This is a genomic window from Candidatus Pelagibacter sp. (assembly GCF_052049775.1).
Classification (GTDB): Bacteria; Pseudomonadota; Alphaproteobacteria; order Pelagibacterales; family Pelagibacteraceae; genus Pelagibacter.
The window spans coordinates 1-13,935 of the sequence record NZ_JBNGZH010000032.1 but is presented as its reverse complement, the minus strand read 5'-3'; the positions used below and the strand labels follow the sequence as shown (position 1 = coordinate 13,935).

General features: G+C 28.0%; 13 protein-coding genes. All 13 read left to right on the top strand.

Annotated elements, in window-relative coordinates; genetic code table 11:
• The first annotated feature begins 5 nt into the window (after positions 1 to 5).
• Positions 6 to 752: a type III pantothenate kinase gene (locus ACTT83_RS04755; protein WP_440918976.1), complete on the top strand. Its 747-nt coding sequence runs from the start codon at positions 6 to 8 to the stop codon at positions 750 to 752.
• Complete coding sequence (locus ACTT83_RS04750; protein ID WP_440918975.1) at positions 753 to 2,411, top strand: ribonuclease J; 1,659 nt, start codon at positions 753 to 755, stop codon at positions 2,409 to 2,411.
• A complete protein-coding gene (locus ACTT83_RS04745; RefSeq protein WP_440918974.1) occupies positions 2,411 to 2,656 on the top strand; it encodes a DUF1467 family protein in 246 nt (81 codons plus the stop codon). Before ACTT83_RS04750 ends, ACTT83_RS04745 begins: the two co-directional genes overlap by 1 nt.
• 1 nt (position 2,657) lies before the next feature.
• Positions 2,658 to 3,992: a proline--tRNA ligase gene (proS, locus tag ACTT83_RS04740; protein ID WP_440918973.1), complete on the top strand. Its 1,335-nt coding sequence runs from the start codon at positions 2,658 to 2,660 to the stop codon at positions 3,990 to 3,992.
• Positions 3,989 to 5,221 carry an FtsX-like permease family protein gene (locus ACTT83_RS04735; RefSeq protein WP_440918972.1) on the top strand — a complete coding sequence of 411 codons (1,233 nt, stop codon included), beginning with the start codon at positions 3,989 to 3,991 and terminating at the stop codon, positions 5,219 to 5,221. Before proS ends, ACTT83_RS04735 begins: the two co-directional genes overlap by 4 nt.
• Positions 5,214 to 5,891: an ABC transporter ATP-binding protein gene (locus ACTT83_RS04730; RefSeq protein WP_440918971.1), complete on the top strand. Its 678-nt coding sequence runs from the start codon at positions 5,214 to 5,216 to the stop codon at positions 5,889 to 5,891. The genes ACTT83_RS04735 and ACTT83_RS04730 overlap by 8 nt, the downstream gene beginning before the upstream one ends.
• Entirely contained in the window at positions 5,884 to 9,300 is a 3,417-nt protein-coding gene (gene dnaE / locus ACTT83_RS04725; RefSeq protein ID WP_440918970.1) for a DNA polymerase III subunit alpha, read from the top strand. The genes ACTT83_RS04730 and dnaE overlap by 8 nt, the downstream gene beginning before the upstream one ends.
• 131 nt (positions 9,301 to 9,431) lie before the next feature.
• A complete protein-coding gene (rpsB, locus tag ACTT83_RS04720) occupies positions 9,432 to 10,247 on the top strand; it encodes a 30S ribosomal protein S2 (protein WP_440918969.1) in 816 nt (271 codons plus the stop codon).
• On the top strand, positions 10,248 to 11,099 hold the full coding sequence (gene tsf, locus ACTT83_RS04715; protein WP_440918968.1) for a translation elongation factor Ts: 852 nt from the start codon (positions 10,248 to 10,250) through the stop codon (positions 11,097 to 11,099). It abuts the gene before it with no gap.
• A complete protein-coding gene (gene frr / locus ACTT83_RS04710) occupies positions 11,100 to 11,651 on the top strand; it encodes a ribosome recycling factor (protein WP_440918967.1) in 552 nt (183 codons plus the stop codon).
• On the top strand, positions 11,648 to 12,322 hold the full coding sequence (gene uppS / locus ACTT83_RS04705; RefSeq protein ID WP_440918966.1) for a polyprenyl diphosphate synthase: 675 nt from the start codon (positions 11,648 to 11,650) through the stop codon (positions 12,320 to 12,322). Before frr ends, uppS begins: the two co-directional genes overlap by 4 nt.
• Before the next feature lie 140 nt (positions 12,323 to 12,462).
• On the top strand, positions 12,463 to 12,993 hold the full coding sequence (locus ACTT83_RS04700) for a phosphatidate cytidylyltransferase (RefSeq protein WP_440918965.1): 531 nt from the start codon (positions 12,463 to 12,465) through the stop codon (positions 12,991 to 12,993).
• Positions 12,993 to 13,935, top strand: a 943-nt coding sequence (locus ACTT83_RS04695) for a 1-deoxy-D-xylulose-5-phosphate reductoisomerase (protein ID WP_440918964.1), incomplete at its 3' end; no start/stop codon positions are given. The genes ACTT83_RS04700 and ACTT83_RS04695, both read left to right, overlap by 1 nt.

The window sequence follows — 13,935 nt, the reverse complement described above, 5'->3', positions numbered from 1 at the left end:
GTTATATGTATATTTTGGGTGATATTGGAAATTCAGATACAAAGATATTTTTAGTCAACAAAAAAGATAGAATTTTAAAAAGAACAAGTTTAATTTCAAAAAATATCAATAATAAAAATTTGGACCAAAAAATTAAATTTTTGATTAAAGATATCAAAAAAGTAGAGAAAATACTTTTTTGTAGTGTAGTACCAAAATCTTTTAATCTGATTAAAAAATATTTTCATAAAAAGATTAAAATTAGATGTTATGAAATTAAAAATCTTAATTTAAGTTCATTAATTAAAATCAAAGTTAATTATAAACAGGCTGGTTCAGATCGTTTAGCTAATGCAATTAGTCTACAAAATGGTAAAGATAATTTTATAATTTTAGATTTTGGTACTGCGACCACATTTGATATAGTTGAAAAAAAATATTATAGAGGTGGCATAATAGCCCCTGGAGTTAAAATATCGCTTGAAACTTTGTCTGACAAAGCCTCATTGATACCCCAAATAGATTTAAAGAAGATAAGAAATATAGTTGGCAACAATACAATTTCGGCAGTCCGTTCAGGTTTTTTTTGGGGTTATATAGGACTAATTGACAATATCATTAATTTGATTAAGAAAGAAACTGGAAAATCTTTCAAACTTGTAATTACCGGTGGTTACTCTGATTTGTTTAGAAAATCATTAAAGACTCGTGTAATACAAAATAAAGATATCACAATTAAAGGATTAATTAAAATTGCTAAGTTAATAAAATAGATGAAAAAAGAATTATTATTTTGTCCGCTAGGAGGTTCAGGTGAAATTGGAATGAACATGAATCTTTTTGGCTATGGTGAGCCTGGAAATCATAAATGGATAATGGTAGATATTGGAGTAACTTTTGCTGATGATACAATACCAGGCATTGATCTTATATATCCAGATCCTGGATTTATTGTTGAAAGAAAAGATAATTTATTAGGAATAATATTAACACACGCACACGAAGATCATATTGGAGCAATTGCTCACTTATGGCCAAAATTAAAATGTAAAATTTTCGCAACTCCGTTTACCGCTGTATTAATTAAGGAAAAATTTAAAGAAAAACACATCGACATAACAAAAGATTTACAGATAGTCGAGCTGAATGGAAATGTGCTGTTGGAAGATTTTGAAATCGAGTACATTACTTTAACCCATTCTATTTTAGAACCCAATGGATTAAGAATTAAAACTCCCGCAGGTGTGGTTTTACATACTGGTGACTGGAAAGTCGACCCAAACCCCCTAATAGGTGATGAAATAAATGCGAAAAGATTAAAAGAAATAGGTGATGAAGGTGTATTAGCAATGATTTGTGACTCTACAAATGTTTTTAGTGCTGGCAGATCAGGCTCAGAGTTAGATGTAAGAAAAAATTTATTAAATATAATGGGTCGATTAAAAAAAAGAATTATTGTGACATCGTTTGCTTCAAACGTTGCCAGAATGGAGACAGCTTTTTATTGCGCTGAACAAACTGGAAGACAAATTTCATTAGTCGGAAGATCTATGCATAGAATTTATAAAGCAGCAAGACAATGTGGATATTTACAAAATACTATTGACCCAATTGATCCAAGAGAGGCTAAAAATTTTGCCAGGGAAAAAATAGTTTATTTGTGTACAGGCAGCCAAGGTGAACCGATGGGTGCAATGATGAGAATATCAAATTACACTCATCCAGATGTTTTTATTGAAAAAGGTGATGCAGTAATTTTTTCATCAAAGATTATTCCAGGTAATGAGAAAAAACTTTATAAATTACACAATCAATTGGTCAAAGATGGAATTGAGGTTATCTCAGAAGAAACAGAGTTTATACACGTCTCAGGACATCCAAATCGTGAGGACCTTAAAGACATGTATCAATGGGTTAAACCAAAATGTGTGATCCCTGTTCATGGAGAGCACAGACACATGATAGAACACATAAGTTTTGCTAAAGAAATGCAAGTACCTCATCCGGTTCAAGTTGAAAATGGTGATATAGTCAAGCTATACCCTGGTGAAGCACCTGAGGTATATGATAAAGCGCCCAGCGGAAGATTATACTTAGATGGAAATGTGAGTGTAGAAGAGGATTCTCAATCAATCAAAGATAGAAAAAATTTAAGTAGCAATGGATATTTGGAAGTTACTATATTGATAACACCCAAAGGAAATATCCATAATAACCCCGTCACAACATTTAGAGGTTTGCCCATTTATGAAAAAGATGAATTTCTTTATGGGTTAGAAGATGAGATTGAAAAAACAACAAGATCCTTTAAACTTGGAAGCAGACAGCAAGAAAGTAATTTAATAGACGCTCTTAAAATTGCTTGTAGAAAATTTACAAAAGAGAAAACTGGAAAAAGACCATATACTAATATTAATTTAGTAAGGATTTGATGAGTCCAACTGGCTTAGCTATAATCTACATTATTATCTGGTGGATTGTTTTTTTTGCAATTTTACCAATAGATGTTGAAAGGAAAAAAATAGTTAAAGTAGATGGTGAAGATCCGGGTTCACCAGAAAATCCTAAAATGTTAAAAAAATTCCTTTATTGTACTGGAATAACAACAATTATATTCATGGCCATTTATTTATTAATGAAATTTGAATATTTAAATTTAAGAAATATAATCATTTAACATGCATATTTCTAAATCTTTTATTCCTATTTTAAAAAATAATCCTTCAGAAGCAAAAATAAAATCACACCAGCTTATGTTAAGAGTGGGGATGATAAAACAATCTTCAGCAGGCATATACTCTTGGTTGCCCCTTGGTTTTAAAGTAATGAAAAAAATTGAAAGAATTGTCAGAGAAGAACAAAATAAAATAGGTGCACAAGAAATACTAATGCCCACAATACAATCCAGCGAGATTTGGAAAGAGAGTGGACGTTATGAGGATTATGGTGAGGAAATGTTACGAATAAAAGATCGTCAAGATCGAGAAATGCTTTATGGACCAACAAATGAAGAATTAGTAACCGATATTTTTAGATCATCTCTAAAATCATATAAATCATTACCCCAACTTCTTTATCATATTCAATGGAAATTTAGAGATGAAATCAGACCAAGATTTGGAATTATGCGATGTCGGGAATTCTACATGAAGGATGCATATTCTTTTGATGTTACAGATGAAGATGCATTGTTTTCTTATAATAAATTTTTCTTATCTTATTTAAAAACTTTTAAAAGATTAGATCTTACAGCAATTCCAATGGCAGCCGATACAGGACCAATTGGTGGAAATCTTTCTCATGAATTTATTATCCTAGCAGAAACTGGAGAGAGTAAAATTTATGCAGATAAAAGAATATTTGATTTGAATTTTGAAGGAACAAAACTTGATGTTAAATCTCTACTAGAAATGAGAAGTCAATATGAAAAATTTTATTCTGTTACTGATGATAAATTTAAAGAAGATGAGTTTAATGAAAAAGTTTCCGAGAAAAATAGATTGAAAACAAAAGGCATAGAGGTTGGTCATATTTTTTATTTTGGAGATAAATATTCCAAACCAATGGAAGCAGCAGTCGATTTACCTGGAGGTAAAAAAGACTATGTAAAAATGGGTTCTTATGGAATAGGAGTTTCAAGATTAGTAGGAGCAATTATAGAGGCAAAATATGATGAAAAAAATGAAATCATGAAATGGCCAATTTCTGTTGCACCATATGATATTGCAATAATTCCTATGATTAATAAAAATGATACATCTGCACTTGATAAAGCAAACAAAATAAGTCTTGAGTTAAATCAAAATAACATCGATGCGATTATTGATGATACTGATGAGAACTTATCCTCAAAAGTAAAAAAAATGAATTTAATTGGAGCTCCATATCAAATAATTATTGGAAAACAAACTGAAGGTGATTTATTTGAATTTAAAAAAATAAACAAAGAAACTCAAAAAATTAATTTAAAAGAAATTATTAAGATTATAAATAAACAAAAAACTCACAATTGATTTCAACTTTAGAAAAAGAAATTACATTTAGATTTTTAAAAGCTAGAAAAAAAGATGGCTTTTTAAATGTTATATCTATCTTTTCATTTATTGGGATAAGCCTAGGTGTTGCAGTACTAATTATTGTTATGTCAGTAATGAATGGATTTAGATCAGAATTAATAAATAAGATAGTTGGTTTTAATGCTCATATAACTGTTGATACTTATGAAAATCAAATTCAAATTGATAAATTAAAGAATACTAATCTCAATCTTATCGCGAGTGAAATGATATTGAGCAACTCAGGAGAAGCAATAATTATTAAAAAAGAAACCTCTAAAGGTATTATTTTGAGAGGTTATTCAAGAAAAGATTTTCCTAAACTAAAGATAATAAAAGATAAAACATTTGTTGGGAATAAAACTAACTTAACAGGAAACTACATTTCTTTAGGGAAAGAGTTAAGTTTCACCCTGAATCTTAAGCTTGGTGATGATGTATCAATAATGTCATCATCAGGTGTAGATACAATTGTTGGCAGTATTCCAAAGAAAAAATCTTTTACCATTGTTTCATTGTTTGAAAGTGGCTTAGCAGATTTCGATAATAATGTAGCATTTATCAATATTGATACTCTAGATGAATTTATGAATCTTTCAAAAAAAGACAGAAAGTTAGAAGTTTATTTAAAGGATCCACAAAATATTGAAAATCAAAAAGAGATTGTTCAAACAATATTCCCAAATGATTTTGTGTATAGTTGGGCTGATACTAACAATTCTTTATTCTCAGCTTTAAAAGTAGAACGCAATGTGATGTTTATTATATTATCTCTCATAATTATTGTTGCTGCTTTTAATATTATTTCAGGCTTGACGATATTGGTAAAAAATAAAACTAGAGATATTGCTATTTTAAAATCTATTGGTGTATTGAATAAATCTATCATAAAGATATTTTTTTTAGTTGGGGTAACTATAGGTACAACTGCTACATTGTTTGGAATAATATTAGGGGTTACATTTTCTATGTATGTTGAAAATGTTAGAAAATTTTTAAGTGATGTTTTTAACATAAGTTTATTTCCTGAGGAAATATATTTCCTAAGCACAATGCCATCTGAAATAAACCCATCTTCTATTTTTATTATTTCATTGTGTTCAATTTTTATAACGATAATTGTATCCATATTTCCAGCTATGAAGGCAGCCAAACTAGATCTAATAAAAGCATTGAAATATGAGTAATTTAATTCAACTATCAAAAATTAATAAAAGCTTTTTAAGTTTAAAAAGGATAAATGTTTTAAAAAAAATTTCATATAAATTTAAGTCTGGAAAAATTTATTCTCTAATGGGACCCTCAGGCTCAGGTAAATCAACTTTATTAAATTTATTGTCCTTAATAGATCAACCCAGTTCAGGATCTATAATAATTGATAATAAAAAGATTGATCCAAACAATTCTCAAAAAAATGATCTATTAAGAGCTAATAAAATTGGGATAATCTATCAACAAGATAATCTTCTCTCTGATTTTACAGCAATAGAAAACTTAACCTTAGCTAGTTTAGCAAACGGTAAAAATAAAGCGGATGCTATAAATAAATCTAAAATAATGCTCAAAAAAGTTGGTCTAGCAAAAAGATTAAATCATTACCCCTCACAATTATCTGGCGGTGAGAAACAAAGGGTATCGATTGCAAGAGCTTTAATAAACAATCCACAAATTATTCTTGCAGATGAGCCTACTGGAAGTTTGGATATTGAGACTGCAAAAGGAATTTTTGAGCTATTAAAAAATCAGATAAAGCCTGATAGAATAATAATATTTGCAACTCATAATAGATTTTTTGCTAATAAGTCGGATTGCTTATTGGAAATAGTTAATGGTAATATAAAGACCATTAATGGCTGAGTCTCAAATTCAAAACTTTAATCATCTAAAAATACACTCTCAATTTTCAATATGTGAAGGAGCAATAAAAATTGATGACTTAAAAGAAATATCTAAAGAAAAGAAAATTAGATCTCTAGCTTTATGTGATACATCGAATTTATGTGGTGCCCTAGAATTTGCAGAAAAGATATCTAAAGTTGGAACCCAACCAATTATTGGTACTCAGATCAATTTTAAATTAGATGATACTGTTGGTCTATTACCACTGTTCGCATTGAATGAAATTGGATATAAAAGAATAATTGAATTATCTTCATTATCATATCTTAATAATGATGGAACCTCTGATCCACATTTAAATTTTGAGGAGTTGTTAAAGAATAAAGAGGGGGTTGCCATTTTTTCAGGAACAATAAATGGATTATTTGGTCAATTATTCAATAAAGGAAAATTTTCCGAAATTGAGAAATTATACTCTAAACTCAAACAAAAATATGATGATAAATTTTATATAGAAATTCAACGTCATGGAGATCAAAATGAAATTTCATTTGAAAAGTTTAATTTATCGCAGTCTTTAAAGTTGGAAATATCAATAATTGCCACAAACGAAGTTTTTTACTCAAACAAAGATATGTATGAGGCTCATGATGCATTAATTTGTATTAAAAACAAAACCTACGTAAATGAGAAAAATAGGATTAAATATTCAAATCAACACTATCTTAAAGATAATTCTGAGATGTCCGAATTATTTTCTGATTTACCTGAAGCGTTAGAAAATAATTATAATTTCCCGTATCTTTGCAATTTTCGACCAAGTTTTTCAAAACCCATATTACCTGACATCAGTTCAGATAAAGGTGGAAATGCTGATGAGATATTAAAAAAAAATTCTTTGAATGGATTAAAAGAAAAATTTAAGAGTATTTTTAATATTCAGGCTGAGGACCTTTTAAAAAATGAAAAATATTTAATTTACAAAGATAGGTTAGATCATGAGCTAGATATTATTATACAAATGAAATATTCAAGTTATTTCTTAATTGTTTCAGATTACATTATATGGGCAAAAAAAAATGATATCCCAGTAGGGCCTGGAAGAGGATCTGGCGCAGGTTCTTTAGTAGCATGGTGTCTTTTAATTACAGATGTTGATCCCATAAAATTTAATCTAATTTTTGAAAGATTTTTAAATCCCGATCGTATTTCAATGCCAGACTTTGATATAGATTTTTGTGAGGAAAAAAGAGACCTAGTTTTTGAGTATTTAACTAAAAAGTATAAGGAAAGTGTTGCTCATATAATTACTTTTGGAAAATTAAAAGCCAGAATGGTTATTAGGGATGTTGGTAGAGTATTAGGTTTATCATATGGTTTTGTTGATAGTATATCTAAAATGATACCTTTTGATCCTTCAAGACCTCAAAATTTAACAGAATGTATTGCTGGGGAGCCAAGACTTCAAAAATTAATTAAAGAAGATCCAAGAGTTAAAAAACTTACAGAACTTTCTTTAAAGCTAGAGGGATTGAACAGAAATGTTGCAACTCACGCCGCTGGAGTTGTAATAGCTGATAGAAAATTACAGGAAGTTGTTCCTTTATATAAAGATTCATCAACAGATCTATTACTTCCCTCAACTCAATTTGATATGTATTCAGCTGAGGATGCTGGACTAATTAAATTTGATTTTTTAGGACTAAAAACATTAACGGTAATTAATAATACTCAAAAATTAATAAAAAAAAAAGAAAAGGGTTTCAATATTGAGAATATCAATTTCGAGGATAAAAAAGTTTTTGAAATGTTATCTTCAGGTAATACAGTTGGCTTATTCCAAATTGAGAGTTCTGGAATGAGAGAAGCGCTAACTCATATGAAGCCTAACCATATTGAAGATATTATTGCATTAGTTGCTTTGTATAGACCAGGTCCAATGAGCAATATTCCAACCTATAATGATTGTAAGCATGGTAAACAAAAACCAGATTATTTACACCCTTTATTAGAAGATATTTTAAAACCAACCTACGGTGTAATTATATATCAGGAACAAGTAATGCAAATTGCACAAAAATTGTCAGGTTTTACAGCTGGTCAAGCAGATATTTTAAGAAGAGCGATGGGAAAGAAAAAAAGATCTGAGCTTGAAAAACAAAAACAAAATTTTATTGCTGGTGCTGTTAAAAATGGAATAAGTAAAGAGGTGGCAGCTGGGATTTTTTTAAAAATAGAACCTTTTGCAGAATACGGATTTAATAAAAGTCATGCTGCTGCATATGCCATTATATCTTATCAAACAGCATATTTGAAAACTTATTATCCAAAAGAATTTATTGCTGCCTCAATGACCATGGATATATCTAATCAAAATAAACTCAGTGAATTTTATGAAGAGCTTAAAAGATTGAATATTGAAATTATTAGACCGGATATAAACCAATGTTTCGCAGACTTTAGAACCGAAAATGGAAAATTTTATTATGCTTTGGGTGCTATTAAAGCTGTGGGATATGAAGCTGTTTCTAATATAGTTCAAGAAAGAACAAACAATGGAACATTCAAATCTATTAAAGATTTTTTAAATCGTGTAAGTCCAAAAGACATAAACAAATTACAACTTGAGGGACTTGTTAAAGCAGGCGCTTTTGATAATTTAAATATTAATCGACAATCTTTATTTAATTCCATTCCTAATTTTATTACAAAATCAAAAAACATTTTTGAAAATAAATCTGCTAATCAGATAGATTTATTTGGTGAAAATGCCAATGAAGAAAACGAGATAACTACCAGCATTGATGACTGGAAGTTTGAGGAAAGATTATCTAAAGAGTTTGAAGCAGTTGGTTTTTTCATTTCAGATCATCCATTAAATCAGTTCAAAGAAGTATTTGATGATTACAATATTTATGATTATCAAGAATTTAATAACCAAGATGACTTAAAAGAGTCAAATGTAGCTGCAACATTATTAAAAATTCAGGAGAGGAAAACTGCAAAAGGAAACCCTTATGCGGTTTTAAAGCTTACTGATTTATCAAGTGTTTTTGAGTTGTTTATTTTCTCAGATACGTTGGAATTAAATCGAGAAATCCTTAAAGAGGGAAATTCTTTTATTTTGACTTTATTTAAATCTTCATCAGACTCAGAAAATAGATTTAAAAGACTTAATGTTCAAAAAATTATCTCTTTAAAGGATTTGTTAAACAGACCAATTCAAGAAGTAACGTTTAATTTAAAATCTACAAAAGAACTAGATGAGATATCAAAATATTTGCCTAAACATGGAAACACATTGATAAAAATCAATATTAGTGACTATAAAAATAATTTAAAGTTTCACTTAAAAAATAAGAGAAATATTGACAGAAAAACATTAAATATTTTAAGAAATAAGGAAATTTCAGCAATTATTAGTTAATTAAGACTTGTCTAATTCAAAATTTCTTTGTAAATAACTTTCAATTTTAAATTAACACGCACACAGTTTGTTGGTTTTAAACCTCCGGTCCTTAATTGGAAATGACTGTGGTGGCTTAACCGGGAAAAAATATGAAGATACCAAACGTTACTATTCAACAACTATTAGAAGCTGGAGTACATCTTGGTCATAAGACTTTAAGATGGAATCCAAAAATGAAGAAATATATATTTGGAAAAAGAGATAGTATTCACATTATCGATCTAACCCAAACTTTGGAATTAACGAAAATTGCTTTGGAAAAGGTTTATGAAACAATTTCAAATAATGGAAAAATCTTGTTTGTATCAACAAAAAAACAAGCTTCAGAGGCAATCGCAGAAGTAGCAAAAGAAACAGACCAATATTTTGTCAATTATAGATGGTTAGGTGGAATGCTTACAAATTGGGGTACCATTTCAAATTCAATAAAAAAACTAAAAAAATTAGAGACAGATTTAGTTTCTGAAAATAGAGGATTTACAAAAAAAGAACTTTTAAAAATGAGTGTGAAAAAAGATAAATTACAAAGATCACTTGGAGGAATTGCTGAAATGAAAAAAGTTCCAGACCTAGTGTTCATTATTGATACAAATTATGAGTCACTTGCAATTCAAGAGTCAGTAAAATTAGGAATTCCAATTATTGCAATATTAGATAGTAACTCAAATCCTGATGGAATTGATTTTCCAATACCTGGTAATGATGACGCTAGAAGATCGATTGATCTCTATTGTAATCTAATTAAAGAAACAATTGTAGGTGCTAAAAAGGCTGCACCTGCAATTGAAATAAAAAAAGACTCTGAAAAAAAAGAAAAAGTTGATAAATCCAAAACTGTTGCTGAAATAGATCGGGAAAAGTTGGAAAAAAAATTCTCAAAAAAAAAGCCTGAAAAACTAAATTAAATGAGTGATATAGAAAAAGTAAAAAAACTTAGAGAGGCAACTGGTGCCGGGTTTAAAGATTGTAATTTAGCAATTAAGGAATCTGGTGGTGATTTAGATAAAGCTGTTGAAATTTTAAGAGTAAAAGGAATTTCAAAAGCCTCTAAAAAAATGTCAAGAGATGCAAAAGAAGGAGTAGTGGCAGTAAGTGGAGACGAAAACAAAACATCTATTATAGAAGTAAATTGTGAAACAGATTTTGTTGCGAAAAATGATGATTTTATCAATTTTGTCAAAGAATTGAGTGAATTAAATAATGAAAATGACTCAGAGGTTGAAAAACTAAAAAGATCCAAAATGAAGAATGGTATTAGTGTTGAGGAAAATTTAGTTGCTTTAATTGCAAAGATTGGAGAAAAAATCACAATAGGTAAAACAAAAACAATTTCAAATTCTTCCTCAATAAATTGTCAATATTTACATACTGTGGTCAAAGATAATTTGGCTAAATTAGCTGTGATAGTTTCATTAGAAACTAAAAATAATACTGATATTGTGAAAACATTTGGAAAACAATTATCTATGCATATAGCAGCATCAAATCCTTTAGCACTAGAGTCTAAATTAATCGATAAAGCTATCATTGATAAAGAACAGGAATTAGTTACTGAAGAACTTAAAAATTCAGGAAAACCAGAAGAGATTGCGAAAAAGATAAGTTTAGGTAAGATGAACAAATTTAAAGAGGAAAACGCTCTTTTAACACAAGCTTGGGTTATGGAACCAAAAAAAAAAGTTCAAGATGTTTTAAGAGAACTTGCTATTAATGATTTAAAGATCAAGGAGTTTAGCAGAATTAAAATAGGGGAATAAATGTTTGATGAAAAATCACATAACCTCAAAATGGATAAATCTATAGAAGCTTTTTTAAAAGAATTATCATCATTAAGAACTGGTCGAGCAAATGCTGCAATGTTAGATATTGTTAGAGTGGATGTTTATGGACAACAGATGCCAATTAATCAAATTGGCAGTATAACAACACCAGAACCGAGAATGATAAATATTCAGGTTTGGGATCAGAACAATGTTCCTTTGGTTGATGCAGCTATAAAAAAATCTGAATTAGGATTAAATCCGCAAATTGATGGTCAATTAATTCGATTACCAGTGCCTGAACTTAATGAGGAGAGGAGAAGTGAGTTAAAAAAATTGATTAAATCTATGGGTGAAAAATGCAAAATATCTATTCGAAATATCCGAAGAGAAGCAAATGAAGAACTTAAAAAACTTTTAAAATCTAAAGAAATTGGTGAAGATGAGGAAAAATCTTTTGAAAAAAATGTTCAAAACATCACTGATAAGCACATTCAAATTGTGGATGAAAAAGTCTCTTCAAAAGAAAAAGAAATAATGACAATATGAACCCATTAAATCATGTAGCCATTATCATGGATGGTAATGGAAGATGGGGTTTAAAATATAGAAATTCTAGAAATGTAGGACATAAAGAAGGCTTAAAAACAGTTGAAACAATAATTAAATCTTCAATAAAAAACAAAGTAAAACACCTAACACTATATGCTTTTTCTACTGAAAATTGGAAAAGACCAAAAAAAGAAATCAATTATCTTTTTAAATTATTAGAAAATTTTTTAACAAAGAGACTTGATGATATTCATAGGCAAAATATAAGAATTAAAATTTTAGGTCATAAACGATTTTCAAAAAAATTAAATTTTCTTTTAAACTCTGCAGAAAAAAAAACAATAAATAATTCTAAATTACAAATTAATTTAGCTTTAAATTATGGCTCAAAATTAGAACTTATCAATGCTTTTAAAAAAATTAAAAGAAACAAAATTAAAATTAACGAAAAAAACTTAGAAAAAAACCTTCAAACTAAAAATATTCCAGATCCAGATATATTGATCAGAACAGGCAATACAAAAAGGCTAAGCAATTTTTTATTGTGGCAACTAGCTTATTCTGAAATTTTCTTTGAAAAAAAATTATGGCCTGCATTTACTGAAAAAGATTATATAAAAATTATTAAAGAGTATAAAAATATTAAAAGAAATTTTGGAAGAATATGATTAACAAAGAATTACAAAAAAGAATTCTTAGTTCAATGATTTTGGTACCATTATCATTTTTTTTTATTATTCAGGGATCTTTTACTTTTATATTTTTTTTAAGTTTAATTTTTTTGATAACAAGTTTGGAGTGGTTAAAAATGACAAAAAATAAAGATTTAATTAGAATTTTTGGATTATTTTTTTTATTTTTTTCTTTTTTTTCGACAGTTTATCTTAGACAATTTATCGGTTTAAATTTCTTTCTATTTCTAATTATAGTTTGCATATTTACTGACATGGGTGGTTATATTTTTGGTAAAACATTTAAGGGACCCAAATTAACTAAAATAAGTCCAAAAAAAACATATTCAGGTGTTATTGGAAGCTTTTTAATGGCATTATTATTTGGGTTAATTTATATAAAATATCTAGGGAAAAAAAGTAGAATTCTTTTGGAAACGGATCCAATATTTATAGTTCTATTAATCTTAATTATTTCATTAACGAGCCAAATGGGAGATTTGATAATTTCATATTTCAAAAGAAAAGCTAAATTAAAAGATACTGGAAAAATTTTACCAGGCCATGGAGGTATTTTAGATAGGATTGATGGAATAATTTTTGTAATGCCAATAATATATCTTTGTGTATTACCTATTTTAATTAACAAATTAGATCTTATCAAATAATGAAAAAAAAAATTGCCATTCTTGGTTCCACAGGCTCAATCGGAAAATGTTTAATTGATATAATTAAAAAAGATAAAAGGAATTTTGAAATAATTCTTTTATCAGCTGATGAAAATTATAAAGAACTTTTAAGACAAGCTAAATTTTTTAAAGTTAAAAATTTAATCATCACAAATAGGCACAGTTATAACATAATTAAAAAAAATAGACTTTCCAAAAATATGAATATTTATAATGACTTTAATAATTTTAAAAAAATTTTTAAGAAAAAAATTGACTACACAATGAGTTCTATTTCGGGAATACAGGGACTTAAACCCACAATTGAAATCATTAAATACTCAAAAAGAATAGCTATAGCTAACAAGGAGGCAATTATATGTGGATGGGATTTAATTGAGAAAAGGTTAGATAAACACAAAACAGAATTTATACCTGTAGACTCTGAACATTTTTCAATTTGGTACGCATTACAAAATACTGAAAAAAATCTAATTGAAAAAATTTACTTAACAGCCTCAGGTGGTCCATTTCTAGATAAAACTTTAAAAAAATTAAAAAAAGTTAATATTAACCAAGTTATAAATCATCCTAATTGGAAAATGGGAAAAAAAATATCAACAGACTCTGCAACTATGATTAATAAAGTTTTTGAAATTATAGAGGCAAAGAAAATATTTAAAGTTTCCTATAATAAATTAGCAATTATAATTCATCCAAAATCATATGTGCATGCTATAATTAAATTTAAAAATGGGTTGACTAAAATTATTGTTCACGACACCAACATGAAAATTCCAATTTTTAATTCTTTGCATTTATCAAAAAAAATGATCAATTCTAAAAAATTAGATTTCAATATACTTAATAATTTGGATTTTAGGGTCGCAAATTCTAAAAAATTTCCATTAATAAAAGTCCTTAAAATGTTACCTAACAATA